This is a genomic window from Pseudomonadota bacterium (genome assembly GCA_039193195.1).
Classification (GTDB): Bacteria; Pseudomonadota; Gammaproteobacteria; order Steroidobacterales; family JBCBZW01; genus JBCBZW01.
In genome coordinates this window covers 56,491-72,916 of record JBCCWS010000013.1, presented here as the reverse complement: position 1 = coordinate 72,916, position 16,426 = coordinate 56,491, and the positions used below count along the sequence as shown (strand labels likewise).

Genomic DNA, 16,426 nt, shown 5'->3' with positions numbered 1-16,426 from the left:
GGTCGTTTCCCGTGGGAGCGTTGGACGCGGGGTGCCTCATAGGTTGGCTCCACTCTCAATGGATCCGACGATCGGAATCGGGTGCTGGATTGCGCGACATGAGATCTCGCGGCGCGTGGCGACGCCTTCGGCGCGTGAGCCCCCCGCGCAGGCGCGTTTGCCGGCAATCACCCCAGCCGTGACATTGTAGCCGATCGCCTCGTGAGCTTCTCCTTGCGCTCGGTGCGTCTATCGTTGGCGGGGCAGGATCAGGCCCGGCGGCTGCAGCTGAGGAGGGTGAGGCGGTCGGCTTTGTCGGGGCCTTCGCGCAGGCGGCTGTGGTGGAGCGGACCGGGACGCGCCATCGCGTTGATCGTGAATTGGCGGCAGGGATCGTCTTTGCCGCCCTTGTGGTGCGGCCCCGGCTGCATCTCCAGGAGCAGCTCCGCGATGGGAGACGGTTGCGCCTCAGCTGCTGCACGGAGGTGGCGATAGTGCCGCGGGGGCTTCCCGGAGGGGCTGTGGATCGGGTGATTGATTGGGCTCGGCCGTGAGTGGCGTCCGTCGGTGATGGAGTGGGCGATGTGCTCCGAGGCGCGCGCGATGCGCGCGTAAACGGGAGCTGCCTGCGGGCGAGAGCTACCTGGTGTTCGGTCCCACCGATCCGTTCCCACTGCGGTCCGTCTGCTCGAGCTACTGTCGCAAGCGAGCGGAGATGGTCGCGACGGTGTCGCGCTCTCCGGCATCTTCGTTGGTATCTGGCTGTGTTCCCCTTGGCTCGACTACTAGAGCAGAACGATGCTCAGAGCGATGTAGTAAGTCGAGTTGGTTTTGGTAACACCGGGGCGGCGAGCAGTAGCGCTGGCGGCGTGAAGGTTGACGGTGTCACCGACTTGCTCATCGGAGCGCCATTCGCAGACGAGCCCGGGGCAGCTGCGCACTGGGAGGGGCTACGTGGTGTTTGCGCGCGCGCGAGGGTTGCGCCAACCTTAGATCTCGTCGACCGCCGGCAACAAGACTCCAAGCCGTGACCCCAAAGGTGAGGTCACTAGCTCAAACAGAAATTGGCTCAGGAATTGGCTTATGAGTGGTTCGCAAGAGAAAGGTGCCCTGAGTGCCGGCCGCCTCGGCATCGTCCTAGCTAGCGTGGCGCTCGTCGCCGTGGCGGGCCTCTCGCACTGGCAACGCGCTTCACGAGAGCCGGTCGTCGAGGCTGTACAGGGCGGTCGCTTGCTGCCGACCCTCGCGGAGTTTCAGGCGCTGCGCCGCCAGGGTGAGTTTGGTGCCAACTCCCTGCAGGCGTTTGAGGCGCTCGAAGACGACTCCCTAGCGGCACGCGTCGGTACGATCCGCCTCGACCTCGAGTATGGCAACTTCAAGATTCTGCCCGGTTCGCCTGGCGAAGGCGTGCGCATCACCGGCACCTACGAACCCGACGCCTTTCGCCTCGAAGAGCAGTACGAGGAGGCCGACGGCGCCTGGCTGTACCAGATCACCTTCGGCGCCAAAGGCGGCACGGTGGGCATGGTCCTGAGCGGTGCGGGCAATCAACCTCAAAACGACCTCACCATCACCTTGCCACCTGATCTGCTGTTCGATCTCAAGGGGGAGTGGGGGATCGGCAAGCTCGATGCTGAGCTCGGCGGACTCTGGCTGCGGACCGTCGATCTGCAGACCCGCACGGGCGATCATCGCTTGGCTTTTAGCCTACCGACCCAGTGGCCCGTGCGGCGCCTGGAGGTCGATAAGGGGGTTGGCGAGTTGGCGATCCGGCAGCTAGGCAACGCCTCGGCGCAGTTCACCAGCGTGCAACAGTCCATCGGTAGCGCGCGGGTTGATCTCGGGGGCGCCTGGCTGATCGACGGCGAGGTGCAGATCACGTCGCGCGTCGGGGAACTTGGCGTCGACGCGCCGGATCGGGCGTACCTCGAGGTGGCGAAGACCAGCGTGTGGGTGGGTGAGAGTGTCATCGACCCGGATGCGCAGGCCTTGGAGGTGCCCCTTGGTGCGCCGACCGTGAACCTTCGCGCGGAGCTCGGCGTTGGCGAGCTCCGGGTGAGGCCCCCAAGAGAGCCCGAGAGCCTGGCGCCGCCGGAGGCCATCGAGCAAGGGAATGCCGAGAGCGACGACGAGCTTATATGAGCATCCTAAGCTAAGCTCGCCGTGAGTCTGCGCAGCGGCCTCGCCGCGCTCTATTCCAGCGATTGGTGCTTCAGGTTGTGATGGTCACCACCTGAACTGACTGACAGCGTCCGCTCTCCGCTTTGATCGGCGGCCTTCAAGGACAGTGGCCGATCGTTGGTCAATTGATCGCCTTTCTCCTGTCCGCGAGAAGCAGGTGTTTAAGCGGCCGGATACTTGTTTCTTCACTTGGCGAAAAGCACATAGGCATTCTCCGCGCCGTTGCACTTCGTTGAGAGTGGCCCGGATATCTCTGTGCTTTCGATCAGATCCCAAATGCAGGTGCTGCCATAGAGCCTGTCGACTCGCAATCCCGCTTTGTCGTAGATCGAGAGCTAGTTCGTGCCAAGATCGAACAGCTTGACGAGATGATCAATGAGCTCATTGCAATTCGATCTTGTCTTCGCAGTGTTGCGGATTGCCCCGCAGAGAATCACTATGCCTGCCCAACAATCTGGAAGTTGCTGAAGACTGCGTTTCGACACAGACCAAAAAATCAGTCGTCAGTCTTGCCCAGTCGAATGGCGCCTTTGGCTTGTGCGCCCGACCGGCCGAACCTGAGGTCGGCCGCCCGAGCGGCTGATCGAGGGGCCGCAGCGGCCGAATGGATGATGTGGTCGTGACAGTGCCTCTCCGGTGAAGTCTGACTTATCGCAGCTGCTAGTCGGTGCAGCCCGCCGCTTCGAGCGCCTCGCTCGCCTCGAGCCACTCCCATTCCAGGGTCTCGATTAGCGCCTTGTGTTCGCCCTGCTCTTTCAGCAGCGACTTCAATGCGTCCCTGCGCGCGCTATCTGCGTAAAGGCCCGTATCTGCGAGCTGCGACTCAATGCTCAGAAGCCTCTCGCGGTGCGTGCTGAGCTCCTTCTCAATCCGCTTGACGCGATCGAGAAGCGGTTTCAGGCGCTTGCGCTCCTCTGCCTGCGCCTTGCGCTGATCTTTCTTATTAGGTCCGCGCGCAGATGACGTTCCCGCCCTGGCCACCGTGGCGGCGTACTCCGTCTCGCGCTCCTTGAGCCAGTTCGGATACTCATCGAGGCTCTCGGCAAAGCGATCTACCTTGCCGTCGTGCACTATCAGCAGCTCATCGCACGCGCTTCGCAGCAGGTGGCGGTCGTGGGAGATCACCACCACAGCGCCAGCGTACTCCATTAAGGCAATGCTCAGCGCCTGGCGCATCTCGAGATCGAGGTGGTTGGTCGGCTCGTCGAGCAGCAGCAGATTGGGCCCTTGTCGGATCAGTAGCGCCAGTACTAGCCGGGCCTTCTCACCGCCGGAAAACGGCGAGACGGGTTCGAAGATGCGCTCGCCGTTGAAGGCGAAGCGACCGAGGAAGTTGCGATGGTCTTGCTCCCGGTCATCGGGCGCGACCCGTCGCAGGAGCTCGATCGGGCTTTGCTCGGGGTCTAGGAGTTCGAGCTGGTGCTGAGCGAAGTAGCCGATGTGCGTGTCCTTGGCTAGCGTGCGCTCGCCCGTGAGTAGGGTGGTGCCGCTGGAGAGTGCCTTCACCAGGGTCGACTTGCCGGCGCCGTTCACGCCGAGCAGTCCGATGCGATCGCCGGCGGCGAGGGTGAGGTTCACGCTGCCAAGGACGGTCGTCTCACCGTAGCCTACCGATACATCGCGCAAGCTCAGGAGATGCTGGGGTTGCTTGGTCGGCTCGGCGAAGCGAAAGCTGAACTGCGAGTCCACGTGCGCTGGCGCGATCTGCTCCATGCGTTCGATCATCTTCAAACGGCTCTGCGCCTGCTTCGCCTTTGAGGCCTTGTAGCGAAAGCGATCGACGAAGCTTTGCAGGTGCTTCACTTGTTTCTGTTGCCTTACATGCATCGCTTGCTGCAGGGCGAGCTGTTCGGCGCGAATCTTCTCAAACTCGCTGTAGTTGCCCGTGTAGAGTTGCAGCGCGCGGTGCTCAATGTGCGCCATGCGTGTGCACACAGCGTCAAGGAAGTCCCGGTCGTGGGAAATCACGAGCAGCACGCCCTCGTAGGCCCTGAGCCAGCGTTCGAGCCAGAGGATGGCCGGTAGGTCCAGGTGGTTGGTTGGCTCATCGAGCAGCAGGATGTCGGAGCGACACATCAGCGCGCGGGCGAGGTTCAGGCGCATGCGCCAACCGCCAGAGAAGGCCTCTACGGGCTTGCTGTACTCCTCGGGCGCGAAGCCTAGTCCGTGCAGCAGGCGCGCGGCGCGCGACTGTGCCGTGTAGCCGTCGATCAGTTCCATGCGCTCGTAGAGGTCGTGCAGATCGGTCTTGCCTGCAGCCTCGCCACGGGCGATGGCGATCTGCACGTCGCGCAGTTCGCTGTCGCCGTCCATGACGTACTCCACCGCAGGCGCCACGCCGTGCGGGCTCTCCTGGGCGACGTGGGCGATGACGTCTCTTGGGTCGATGGAGAGCGTGCCGTCGTCGGGTTCGAGCTCGCCGAGGAACATGGCGAAGAGGGACGACTTGCCGCAGCCGTTGGCACCGATCACGCCCATGCGCTGGCCCGCATGAATCTGTAGGGTCGCGTCCGAGATGAGCACTTCGCGCCCGCGCCGTACGGCGATGTCGGTTAGGGACATCATCGCTACGCCGCCCGGGGTACGAGGTATCGTCGGAAATACACCACGAGGTTATTAGCGGCGTGCAAGATGATCGGCGCCGCAAGGGATTGGAATCGGAAGTAGCCCAAGCAGGCGAAGACGCCGAAGACGAAGGCGCCCAACACGTCCTGATGGAGCAGGGCGAATACCATCGAGGAGGAGATCACGGCCGTCCTCCGTCCCCACTTTGCCGCTAGTCGCCCGAGCATGAACCCACGACATAGCACCTCTTCCACGAACGGTGCAGCAATCACCAATGACACCACCGTGCCCCCATTGAGGAGTAGCGCGTTTGCTCGCTCGGGGGGGCACAAGTAGCTCAGAGCCGTCGATGGCCCACCAAAGACAAACTCCGGCGCCACGAACGATAGAGGGTAGAACAGCGCGTAGAACAGAAACACAGCCGTGCTCACCATCGCAATGCCGAGCAGCATTAGGTCCCTCGTCTCCCGCCTGGCGGGTACGGCCGATGACGCCACTCAACCCCTCCCTTGGGAGCCAGCATGCCCACAGCACGATAATGGCTGCCCCGTACGATGCGATCTCCATCGCCAGCACGGCGGGCGTAACCTCGTAGACGTCAAAGTCGACGTCGAGGAGAAAGGCCCCGAGTAGGTAAGGCAGCGCGAACCCCGCGACCGCAAGCGGGAGCACGTATCGCAGCTTCGCGTCTTGAACCAGCGCGTGCATCACCGTGCACGGCTGCTGGCTTTCGAGCCGCGGCCTATCGCACTGCGCCCCTGGCGCGCTAGCTCACGGCAGGTGTGCACGCGCTAGGTACTCCGTGCTTTGCATCTCGAGCAGGCGGCTGTGTGTACGCTCAAACTCAAAGTTGAGTCGCTCCCCAGCGTAAAGGCCTTCCAAGGGTGCCGCGGCCGACAGAATCAACTTCACATTGCGATCGTAGAACTCATCCACCAGGGCGATGAAGCGCCGCGCCTGGTTTTCCATCTGCGAGTTCAGCACTGGCACCGCGGAGACCATCACCGTATGGAACTCCTGAGCGATCTGTATGTAGTCCACCTGGCCGCGAGGCCCGTCGCAGATCGCGAAGAAGTCGAACCAGACAACACCGTCCGCAACGCGCTCGACCTGGATCGAGCGCCCTTCGATGTGCAGTGGGCCACCGTGGCACTGTCCATCGGTGCAGAAGGCGTCGAAGTACTGGTTGAGATTCCGCTTAGCCTGCTCATCGAGTGGATGATGGTAGATCTCAGCGCGTTCGAGCAGGCGCAGGCGATAGTCCGTACCTCCGTCGAGGTTTAGCACTCGTGTGTGTTGCTCGAGTAGGCCGATCGCAGGCAGGAAACGCGCGCGCTGCAAGCCGTCCTTGTAAAGCCGTGATGGCGGTACGTTGGACGTTGCTATCAGCGTGACGCCTCGGTCGAACAGTTCGCCGAACAGCGTGCCCAGGAGCATGGCGTCCGTGATGTCCGAGACAAACAACTCGTCGAAACACAGCACCTGAGCACGCTCGGCGAAGTGGGCGGCGACGTGTTTGAGCGGATCGCTCGTGTCCTGCAAGGTGGCGAGCGTGTTGTGCACTTCGTACATGAAGCGGTGGAAGTGGGCGCGATAGCGTTGCTCGAGCGGCAGACACTCGTAGAAGAGATCCATGAGCCAGGTCTTACCTCGCCCCACACCGCCCCACATGTAAAGGCCTTTCACAGGACCGGTGCTCGACTCGCGCGAGCGACCCAAGAGCGCCCTAAGGGCGCGGGTAACAGATGGCCCCGTGGACGGTGTGTCGGCCCTTTCAACCAGCCGCTTGGTCAGATCGCAGAGTATCTCGACGGCTTCTGCCTGCGCGGGGTCGGCTAGGGCCTCGCCGCTATCGATGAGTTGCTGGTAGCGTCGCTTGAGCTCCATCGCGAGGATGTGCGCCGTTAGGCAAGCCTATCGGCGAGGTGGAAATCGGCGTCTGTCGCGTCGCGGACCTGCGCCACCGTGACCTCCGGCGCCAGCTCTACCAACGTGAGGCCCTTCTCATCGATTTGCATCACGCCGAGATCGGTGATGATCTCATCGACCACGCCAACGCCAGTCAGCGGCAGGGTGCACTCGGGTAGGATCTTCGGCGAGCCATCGCGCGCCGTGTGCTCCATGATCACCACGACCTTCTTTACGCCCGCGACCAAATCCATCGCGCCGCCCATGCCCTTCACCATCTTGCCCGGGATCATCCAGTTGGCGAGGTCGCCGTTGGCGGCTACCTGCATGGCGCCGAGGATCGAGAGGTCGATGTGGCCGCCGCGGATCATGGCGAAGCTGTCGGCGGAGGAGAAGTAGCTGGTCTGCTTTAGCTCCGTGATGGTCTGCTTGCCGGCATTAATGAGGTCCGCATCCACCTCTTCTTCGAGGGGGAAGGGGCCCATGCCGAGCATGCCGTTTTCGCTCTGGAGCGTCACGGTCATGCCTTCGGGGATGTAGTTGGCGACTAGCGTTGGCATGCCGATGCCGAGGTTCACATAGTAGCCGTCGCGCAGTTCGCCGGCGGCGCGGCGGGCGATGTCGTTTCTGGACCAAGACATAGCGTTAGGCTCCAGCTTCGCGCAGGGTGCGCTGTTCGATGCGTTTCTCGTAGTGCTCGCCGCGGATCAGGCGGTCGACGAAGATGCCGGGCGTGTGGATCTGATCGGGGTCGAGTTCGCCCACTTCCACAAGCTCCTCCACCTCGGCGACGGTGATGCGCCCGGCGGTGGCCATCATCGGATTGAAGTTGCGCGCGGTCTTGCGGTAGACGAGGTTGCCCTCCGCATCGCCCTTCCAGGCCTTCACCAGGGAGACGTCGGCGGTGAGGCCGGTCTCGAGCACGTAAGTGATGCCGTTGAAATCCTTTAGCTCCTTACCCTCGGCGATCTTGGTGCCAACGCCCGTGCGCGTGTAGAAGCCGGGGATGCCGGCACCGCCGGCGCGGATGCGCTCGGCGAGGGTGCCCTGGGGGTTGAACTCGAGCTCCAGCTCGCCGCTGAGGAACTGCTTCTCGAAGGTTTTGTTCTCGCCCACGTACGAGGAGACCATCTTCTTAATCTGGCGGGTGTGCAGGAGGAGACCTAAGCCAAAGTCGTCGACGCCGGCGTTGTTGCTGATGACCGTGAGGCCTTTGGCGCCCGAGTCGCGCAAGGCCGCGATCAGCTGCTCGGGAATGCCGCAGAGGCCAAAGCCTCCCGCCATCAGCGTCATGTCGTCGCGCAGGAGCCCCGTCAGGGCCGCCGTGGCGTCGCTGAAGATCTTGTTGTTCATCCCCGCTCCCTAGTGATGTTGGGCCCTAGCCGATGGCGGTTTCGAGTTCCGGCAGCAGCGTGAACAGGTCGCCCACCAGGCCGTAGTCGGCGATCTCGAAGATCGGCGCCTCCGGATCCTTGTTGATAGCGACGATGATACCCGCGTCCTTGATGCCCGTAACGTGCTGGATGGCACCGGAGATGCCGATGGCGAGGTAGAGGTCCGGCGCGATGATCTTGCCGGTCTGCCCCACCTGCATGTCGTTGGGCACGTAGCCTGCGTCCACGGCCGCGCGCGAGGCACCGACGGCGGCGCCCAGCTTATCGGCGAGGGAGAAGATCACCCTGAAGTTCTCCTCGCTGCCCACGCCGCGGCCGCCAGAGACGACGCGCGGCGCGGACTGCAGATCCGGGCGCTCGCTCTGCTGGGTGGCGAGACCGATGTACTCGGAATGGCTCGGCAGCTCCGCCGCGACGCTGACCGCTTCGATGGGCGCCGCGCTGGCGCCCTCCGCCGCCGCCTGGAAGGAGGCGGTGCGCACGGTGCCGATGATCTTCACGCCCTCGGGCACCTTCACGTCGACGATGGCGTTGCCTGCGTACATGGGCCGGCGGAAGCTGCGGGCACCCGCATCCACCACCTCCATGATGTCGCTCACCTGCGGCGCGCCGAGCAGGGCGGCGGCGCGGGGCAGCACGTCCTTGCCGAAGGTGGTGGACGGGGCGAGCACGGCGTCGTAGCCGTCGGCGAGCGCTGCGATCTGGGGTGCCAGGACGGCGGCCAGAGGCACACCGTTTTCGGCGCGCTCGACGGTGAGCACCTTCGCTACGCCCTCGAGCTGAGCGGCGGCGTTAGCCACATCGCCCGCGCTGGCTGCGAAGACCACCACGTGCACCTCACCGCCGAGGCCGTTGGCGCAGGCTAGGGCGCGCGCGGTGGAGGGGTTCAGGGTGTTGCCGTCGTGTTCGGCTAGGAGCAGGACCTTCATGCTCATCACAGGACTCCTCGGGACTTGAGCGCGGACACCAGGGTGGGCACGTCTTCCACCATCTCACCGCGGCTGCGCTGAGGGGGCGGGGCGTAGGTCAGGGTTTCCAGGCCCGGCGGGGCCTCCACGCCGAGATCGGCCAAGGCGATCTCCTCCAGCGGCTTGCGCTTGGCCTTCATGATGTCCGGCATCTTCACGAAGCGCGGCTCGTTCAAGCGCAGGTCGGTAGTGACGACCGCGGGCAACTGCACACGGATCGTCTCAAGGCCCGCGTCGACTTCGCGCACGGTGGTGGCGCTGTCGCCGTCCACCTTCAGCTCCGAGGCGAAGGTGGCCTGGGGGCGGCCCCACAGGGCGGCGAGCATCTGACCCGTTTGGTTGCAGTCGTCATCGATCGCCTGCTTGCCGGTGATCACTAGGCCCGGGGCTTCCTTCTCCACCAGCTTGAGCAGGGTACGCGCGGCGTAGAGCGGCTGCATGTCGATGTCGTCCGCACGTACCAAGATGGCGCGGTCTGCGCCCATGGCCAGCGCCGTGCGCAGCTGCTGCTGGCAGTCGGCGGAGCCGATGGAAGCGACCACCACCTCGCTTGCCACGCCGGCCTCGCGCAGGCGCAGGGCTTCCTCCACGGCGATCTCGTCGAAGGGATTGACGCTCATCTTCACGCCGTCGGTCTCCACGCCGGAGCCGTCGCGCTTCACCTGCACGCGCACGTTGTAGTCGATCACGCGCTTGACGGTTACCAGAATTTTCAACTCATATTCCTCTTAGGTTACTCAAAATCCGCGCTTCGCGCCTACTTCGGCTGCATGCGGATGGCGCCGTCCAGACGGATGGTCTCGCCGTTCAGGTAGCTGTTGCCCACGATGGTGGCGACCATGTCGGCGAACTCCGCCGGATCACCAAGACGAGAGGGGAAGGGCACCTGCTGCGCCAGGGACTCGCGGAACTCCTCCTTCACCACTTCCATCATCGGCGTCATGAAGATACCGGGGGCGATGGTCATCACGCGCACGCCGATGCGCGAGAGCTCGCGGGCCATCGGCAGCGTGAGGCCGACCACGCCGCCCTTGGATGCCGCGTAGGCGACCTGGCCGATCTGCCCGTCGTAGGCGGCGACAGAGGAGGTGTTGACGATCACCCCACGCTCGCCCTGCTCGTTGGGCTCGTTGTGCTGCATGACCTCGGCGGCCGTACGCCCGAGCAGGAACGTGCCCACCAGGTTGATGGTGATCGTGCGCGCGAATTGCTCTGCGGGCATCGGCGCCTCGCGGCCGAGCACGCGTCCGGCACCGAGAACGCCGGCGCAGCTCACGGCGAGGTCCACGCCGCCGAAGGCCTCACGGGCCGCGTCCACGGCGGCTTCCACGCTGGTCTCGTCGGCCGCGTCCGTGCGCACGAACAGGGCGCGCTCGCCGAGTTCTGCCGCGAAGGCCTGGCCGCGCTCTTCGTCTATATCGAGCAGGGCCGCGTGGCCCCCCTCGGCGATCACCCGACGGGCGACGGCGGCGCCAAGGCCCGAGGCGCCGCCCGAGATGACGGCGCGGCTGCGCGTGATATCCATGTGTTTCTCCCTTCGTGTCACCGCTGTCGCCCGCGGGGGGCACGGCGGCGAGGCGTTAGTGTACGGGTTCGCCGCGCTCTTCGAGGCGCAGCTGGCCGAGGCGGCTGCTCGGCGGGCGGCCGAGAGCGTCGCTGATGAACAGGCTGGCGTCGATCAGGCGCTCCAGGTCTACGCCGGTCTCGACGCCGAGGCCCTGGAGCATATAGAGCAGGTCCTCGCTGGCCACGTTGCCGCGGGCGCCGTTGGCGTACGGGCAGCCGCCGAGGGCGGCGACGGAGGAGTCCACCGTGGCCACGCCGAGCTGCAGGCAGGCCATGACGTTGGCCAGGGCCTGGCCGCGCGTGTCGTGGAAGTGGACCGCCAAGTGCTCCACCGGCACTTCGGTCATCACGGCTTCCACCATGCGCTGGGCGGCGGCGGGCGTGCCGATGCCGATCGTGTCGCCGAGGGAGATCTCGTAGCAGCCGAGCTCCGAGAGTTCCCGCGCGACGGCGGCAACCTTACTCGGCTCGATGTCTCCCTCGTAGGGGCAACCGAGGGCGCAGGAGACGTACCCGCGCACGCGCAAATCGTTCTCCGCGGCGAGCTCCATCACCGGCGCGAAGCGCTCCAGCGACTCCTCGATGGTGACGTTCGTGTTACGGCAGTTGAAGGTATCCGAGGCCGCGGTGAACACGGCGACTTCGCGCACGCCCACATCGATGGCGCGCTTGAGCCCGGTCACGTTCGGCACGAGCACGGGGTAGTAGATGTTCGGGTTGCGCTCGATGGAACTGAACACCTCGGTGGCGTCCGCCATCTGCGGCACCCAACGGGGGCTAACGAAACTCGTCGTCTCGATGGTGCGCAAGCCCGACTGGGAGAGTCGATTGATGAACTCGATCTTGAGCTCCGTGGGCACGGGGTTGGGCTCGTTCTGCAAGCCGTCGCGCGGACCCACTTCCACCATCTTCACCCGCTTGGGCAGATCGCCCATGAAGTCGCCTGATCGCATCAGGACTCCTCCTGCTGCAGGGTGACCAGAGGCACTTCGGCATCGACCATGTCGCCGACGGCGCAGTGCACGGCTTCCACGCGACCGGCCTTGCGGGCGCGTACGGTGAATTCCATCTTCATGCCTTCGAGGGTGAGCAGGGCGGCGCCTTCGGCGACCTCATCGCCTTCGCTCACCTCCAACGCGACCACCGTGCCGGGCATGGGGGCCGTCGGATTGCTGTCCTCGTCCGCGGCCGCTCGCGCGACGGGGTAGGCCGAGGTGACGTCGAGTTCCTGCAGGCGGCCGTCCGCGTGGACCAGCAAACGTTCGCCATGGCGGGTGACCTGGACGGCGCCGAAGGCGTTGTCGCCGACCGCAAGGGCGAAGGGACCGGCGCTCGGCTCGCCGCGCGTGCGTACGCTGTAGAGCGCCGCTGCGGCTTCCGTGCCCTCTTCGCGGACGAGGATCTCCAGGGCGGGGCGTCGGTCGCTCACCTCGAGGATGAACGCTTGCCCCGAGTGGGCGGTGAGGCGCAGGCGACGCACGTCGACACCCGCGGCGCGCCAGTGGTCGTCGCGCAGCCAGGGGCTGGCCGCCTCCTGTGCGTCGCCGATCAAACGGCGCGGCGCCGTAAGCGCGGCGGCCGCGGCCAGCAGGTGGGCGGGACTGATCCGCCCAGCGCCGGCGACGAGAGCGGCGAGTTCGCGATCGACGAACGTCGTGTCGACGTCGCCTGCGTCGAAGGCGGGGTGGCCCAGGAGCTCGCCGAGCAGGGGCACGTTGTTGCCCACGCCGACGACGGTCGTCTCGCCGAGGGTCTGACGCATGCGATGCAGGGCCTGCGTGCGGTCCTCGCCGTGGCAGATGAGCTTCGCGATCATCGGATCGTAGTGGATGCTCACGGCGTCACCCGTCTCCACGCCCGAGTCGATGCGCAAACCGGGGGTGGTCTCGGGATCGGGGAACACTAGCGCCTCGATCGTGCCGGTGGCCGGCAGGAAGTCCTGCTCCGGGCGCTCGGCGTAGAGACGACACTCGATCGCGTGTCCCTGGGTGGTGATCTCATCCTGGCTGACAGGCAGGGCCTCGCCCGCCGCCACGGCCAGCTGGCACGCCACCAGGTCCACGCCCGTGATCATCTCCGTGACCGGGTGTTCCACCTGCAGGCGCGTGTTCATCTCCATGAAGTAGAAGCGTCGCTGATCGTCGACGATGAACTCGACGGTGCCCGCATTCTCGTAGGCGACGGTGCGCGCGGCTTCCACCGCGGCGGCCGTGATGGCGCTGCGCAGCTCGTCGTCGCAGTAGGGGGACGGCGTCTCTTCGATGATTTTCTGGTGCCGGCGCTGGACCGAACACTCACGTTCGTAGAGGTGCAGCACGTTGCCGTGGGCATCGCCGATCACCTGCACTTCGATGTGCCGCGGGCGTTCCAGGTAGCGCTCGACGATCAGGCGATCGTCGCCGAAGGCGCTCATCGCTTCGCGGCGCGCGCCGGCGGCGGTGGCCACGAACTCATCGCTCGAGCGCGCCACGCGCATGCCCTTGCCGCCACCGCCCGCGCTGGCCTTGATCAGCACGGGGTAGCCGATGGCTTGCGCCTCAGCCCGCAGGCGTTCGTCGGACTGGTCGTCGCCGTCATAGCCCGGTAGCACGGGCACGCCAGCGTCGCGCATGCGGGCGCGCGAGGCGGCCTTGGAACCCATGAGTTCGATCGCATCGGCGCCGGGACCCACGAAGCGCAGCCCCGCCTCACGCACCCGTTGGGCGAAGGTGGCGTTCTCGGACAGGAAGCCGTAGCCCGGGTGCACGGCGTCGGCGCCCGAGAGGGCGGCGGCCTCGAGCAGGGCATCGATGTTCAGGTAGCTCTCGCTGGCCGGGGCGTTTCCGATGGGCCAGGCCTCGTCGGCCTCGCGCACGTGGCGGGCGTTAGCGTCGGCGGTGGAGTACACGGCCACGCTTGCCACGCCGAGCTCGCGGCAGGTGCGCATGATGCGGCAAGCGATCTCGCCGCGGTTTGCGATCAGGAGTTTGGTCAGCTTCGCCACGCGGGTGTCCGTTTGTCGAGGAAGGCGCCGATGCCCTCGCGCCCCTCGGCGCTGTCGCGCACGCGGGCGATGAGGTCGGCGGTGTAGGCGTCCGTTTCCTTCGCATCGGCATGAGTGCCGCTCGCGAGGGTGTTGATCAGGGTCTTGGCTTCGCGCTGGGCGGCGGGGCCGGCCTGGGCGAGTTCGCGCAGGAGTTGTTCCAGGCGTGCGTCGAGCACCGGTGCGGGCACTACCTCGTGGACGAGGCCGATGCGTTGCGCGGTGGCGGCGTCGAAGGACTCGCCCGTGAGGAAGTAGCGATGGGCCTGGCGCGCGCCGATGGCCTCGACCACGAATGGCGAGATCACGGCGGGCACGAGCCCGAGGCGCACCTCGCTGAGGGCGAAGCGCGCATCGTCCGCGGCGAGCACGATGTCGCAGGCGCTCGCGAGGCCCACGGCACCCCCGTAGGCGTAGCCGTGCACGCGGGCGACCACCGGCTGGGGCAGGTCCGCCAGGCGTCGCAGCATCTGCGCCAGGGCGAGGGCGTCATCGCGGTTAGCCTGCGCGTCTGCCGCGGCCATGCGTTTCATCCAGTTGGCATCGCCGCCGGCGGAGAAGGAGCGCCCTTTCCCGCGCAGCACGATCACCCGCGCCTCGGCGTCGCCCGCCAGGGAGGCGAATGTTTCTGAAAGGGCGGCGATCGTGTGCTCGTCGAAGGCGTTGTGAACCCGGGGCCGGTCGAGGGCTACGGTGACGACGCTGTCTTCGCGGGTGATCTGGAGGGGTGAGTCGCTCATCGCAAGGTATCGGGCCCTACCAGGTGCCCGTGTTCCCCATGCTCGCCCAAGGCTCGCGCGGCGGCAGGGAGCCGCCCTTCTGCAGTAGCTCGATGGAGATGCCGTCGGGGCTGCGCACGAAGGCCATGTGGCCGTCGCGCGGCGGGCGGTTGATGGTGACGCCCGCGTCCATGAGCTTCTGGCACAGGGCGTAGATGTCGTCGACGCGGTAGGCGAGGTGGCCGAAGTTGCGCCCGCCCGTGTACTCCTCGGGGTCCCAGTTATGGGTCAGCTCGACCATCGGCGCGCTGCGCTCGCGCGCCGCGGCCGCATCTTCTGGGGCGGCGAGAAAGACCAACGTGAAGCGGCCCTTCTCGTAATCGCGACGATCGATGAGCTCCAGACCGAGCTTCTCGCAGAAGAAGTCCAGGGCGGCATCGAGGTTGGCGACGCGGATCATGGTGTGCAGGAATTGCATGAGGCTCTCGGAGTACCTGTCGTAGACGTTAGCTTACATGCGGAACACGCCGTATCCCGGCCCGTCGTCGCGCGGCACGCGCAGCACGCTGGACAGGGCCAGGGACAGGACTCGTCGCGTGTCCACCGGATCGATCACGCCGTCATCCCACAGGCGGGCCGTGGCGTGGTAGGGGTTGCCCTCGGCTTCGTACTGGCCGGCGATCTCGTCCTTGAAGGCCTGCTCTTCGGCCTCGGGCCACTCGCCGCCGCGCGCTTCTAGGCCGTCGCGACGAATCTGGGCCAATACGGACGCGGCCTGCTCGCCGCCCATCACGGAGATGCGTGCATTGGGCCAGCTCCAGAGGAAGCGACCACCGTAGGCGCGCCCACACATGGCGTAGTTGCCGGCGCCGAAGCTGCCGCCGATGATCACCGTAAGCTTGGGCACGACGCTCGTGGCCACGGCGTTCACCATCTTGGCGCCGTCCTTAGCGATGCCGGCCTGTTCATACTTCGAGCCGACCATGAAGCCGGAGATGTTTTGCAGGAACAGCAGCGGGATGCCGCGCTGGTTGCACAGCTGGATGAAGTGCGCGCCCTTCAGCGCACTCTCGGAGAAGAGGATGCCGTTGTTGGCGATGATGCCCACCCGATAGCCACCGAGGTGGGCGAAGCCCGTGACGAGCGTCTTGCCGTAGAGCGGTTTGAACTCCTCGAACTCCGAGTCGTCCACGAGACGCGCGATCACTTCGCGCACGTCGTAGGGGTAGCGGTTCTCCGTCGGCAGCACGCCGTAGAGCTCTTCCGGCGCGTAGCGTGGTGGGCGCGGCGCGCGGTCTGGGGCAACCGGGGCTGGCTGGTTTAGGTGGCTGACCACGCCGCGGGCGAGTTCCAGGGCATGCGCGTCGTTGTCCGCGAGGTAGTCGGTGACGCCGGAGGTGCGGCAGTGGACGTCGCCGCCGCCGAGGGTCTCGGCGTCGACGATCTCGCCCGTGGCCGCTTTCACCAACGGCGGCCCGCCGAGAAAAACGGTGCCCTGCTTGCGCACGATGATCGATTCATCGCACATGGCCGGCACGTAGGCGCCACCGGCCGTGCAGCTGCCCATCACGACGGCGATCTGCGGTACCCCCGCCGCCGAGAGGCGCGCCTGGTGGTAGAAGATGCGGCCGAAGTGTTCGCGGTCGGGGAACACCTCATCCTGTAAGGGCAGGAAGGCGCCTCCCGAATCCACTAGGTAGATGCAAGGGAGGTGATTCTCCAGTGCCACTTCCTGTGCGCGCAGATGCTTCTTCACCGTCATCGGGAAGTAGGCACCGCCCTTGACCGTGGCGTCGTTGGCCACGATCACCGCCTCCGTGCCCGCGATGCGCCCGATGCCGGCGACCACGCCCGCGCTCGGCGCCTGACCGTCGTAGAGATCGTCCGCGGCCAGGGCGGAGAGCTCCAGGAAGGCACTGCCCGGGTCGAGGAGCGCATCGATGCGATCGCGCGGCAGCAGCTTGCCGCGCGCGAGGTGACGCTCACGGGCACGCTCGCCGCCGCCGAGGCGCACCTGGGCGAGACGCTCGCGCAGGTCCTGCGCCAGGCGCCGGTGGTGGGCGTCGCTGCGCTGGAACGCTTCCGAGCGCGGATCGATCTGGCTACTCAGTACGGGCATTAGGT

14 protein-coding genes are annotated in these 16,426 nt (G+C 66.0%); 1 reads left to right on the top strand and 13 read right to left on the bottom strand.

The features are described from left to right. Window positions 1–1,062: 1,062 nt before the first annotated feature. A complete protein-coding gene (locus AAGA68_12840) occupies window positions 1,063–2,121 on the top strand; it encodes a hypothetical protein (protein MEM9385943.1) in 1,059 nt (352 codons plus the stop codon). Between the two features lie 699 nt (window positions 2,122–2,820). Here the strand turns inward: AAGA68_12840 and AAGA68_12835 are convergent. The 13 genes from AAGA68_12835 to AAGA68_12775 all read right to left on the bottom strand — a co-directional run bounded on the left by AAGA68_12835 (window position 2,821) and on the right by AAGA68_12775 (window position 16,421). After that, window positions 2,821–4,725, bottom strand: coding sequence for an ATP-binding cassette domain-containing protein (locus tag AAGA68_12835; GenBank protein ID MEM9385942.1), 1,905 nt, complete (start codon window positions 4,723–4,725; stop codon window positions 2,821–2,823). A gap of 2 nt (window positions 4,726–4,727) precedes the next feature. Further along, window positions 4,728–5,222 carry a CPBP family intramembrane glutamic endopeptidase gene (locus tag AAGA68_12830; protein ID MEM9385941.1) on the bottom strand — a complete coding sequence of 165 codons (495 nt, stop codon included), beginning with the start codon at window positions 5,220–5,222 and terminating at the stop codon, window positions 4,728–4,730. 274 nt (window positions 5,223–5,496) lie between these two features. After that, entirely contained in the window at window positions 5,497–6,612 is a 1,116-nt protein-coding gene (zapE, locus tag AAGA68_12825) for a cell division protein ZapE (protein MEM9385940.1), read from the bottom strand. A 17-nt stretch (window positions 6,613–6,629) separates the two neighbouring features. After that, entirely contained in the window at window positions 6,630–7,274 is a 645-nt protein-coding gene (locus tag AAGA68_12820; protein ID MEM9385939.1) for a CoA transferase subunit B, read from the bottom strand. Window positions 7,275–7,278: 4 nt separating this feature from the next. Continuing rightward, complete coding sequence (locus AAGA68_12815) at window positions 7,279–7,986, bottom strand: CoA transferase subunit A (protein MEM9385938.1); 708 nt, start codon at window positions 7,984–7,986, stop codon at window positions 7,279–7,281. A gap of 25 nt (window positions 7,987–8,011) precedes the next feature. Continuing rightward, on the bottom strand, window positions 8,012–8,962 hold the full coding sequence (locus AAGA68_12810; GenBank protein ID MEM9385937.1) for an electron transfer flavoprotein subunit alpha/FixB family protein: 951 nt from the start codon (window positions 8,960–8,962) through the stop codon (window positions 8,012–8,014). Further along, entirely contained in the window at window positions 8,962–9,711 is a 750-nt protein-coding gene (locus tag AAGA68_12805) for an electron transfer flavoprotein subunit beta/FixA family protein (GenBank protein ID MEM9385936.1), read from the bottom strand. Before AAGA68_12805 ends, AAGA68_12810 begins: the two co-directional genes overlap by 1 nt. Window positions 9,712–9,752: 41 nt before the next feature. Continuing rightward, window positions 9,753–10,520: an SDR family NAD(P)-dependent oxidoreductase gene (locus AAGA68_12800; protein MEM9385935.1), complete on the bottom strand. Its 768-nt coding sequence runs from the start codon at window positions 10,518–10,520 to the stop codon at window positions 9,753–9,755. Window positions 10,521–10,575: 55 nt separating this feature from the next. Beyond that, window positions 10,576–11,514, bottom strand: a complete 939-nt coding sequence (locus tag AAGA68_12795; GenBank protein MEM9385934.1) for a hydroxymethylglutaryl-CoA lyase — start codon at window positions 11,512–11,514, stop codon at window positions 10,576–10,578. After that, window positions 11,514–13,544 (bottom strand): acetyl-CoA carboxylase biotin carboxylase subunit, encoded by a 2,031-nt coding sequence (locus tag AAGA68_12790; protein ID MEM9385933.1) that lies wholly within the window; start codon window positions 13,542–13,544, stop codon window positions 11,514–11,516. Before AAGA68_12790 ends, AAGA68_12795 begins: the two co-directional genes overlap by 1 nt. After that, window positions 13,532–14,323 carry an enoyl-CoA hydratase-related protein gene (locus AAGA68_12785; GenBank protein MEM9385932.1) on the bottom strand — a complete coding sequence of 264 codons (792 nt, stop codon included), beginning with the start codon at window positions 14,321–14,323 and terminating at the stop codon, window positions 13,532–13,534. Before AAGA68_12785 ends, AAGA68_12790 begins: the two co-directional genes overlap by 13 nt. 16 nt (window positions 14,324–14,339) lie before the next feature. After that, window positions 14,340–14,780 (bottom strand): lactoylglutathione lyase, encoded by a 441-nt coding sequence (gene gloA / locus AAGA68_12780; GenBank protein MEM9385931.1) that lies wholly within the window; start codon window positions 14,778–14,780, stop codon window positions 14,340–14,342. A 33-nt stretch (window positions 14,781–14,813) separates the two neighbouring features. Next, window positions 14,814–16,421 carry a carboxyl transferase domain-containing protein gene (locus tag AAGA68_12775; protein MEM9385930.1) on the bottom strand — a complete coding sequence of 536 codons (1,608 nt, stop codon included), beginning with the start codon at window positions 16,419–16,421 and terminating at the stop codon, window positions 14,814–14,816. Window positions 16,422–16,426 lie beyond the last annotated feature (5 nt).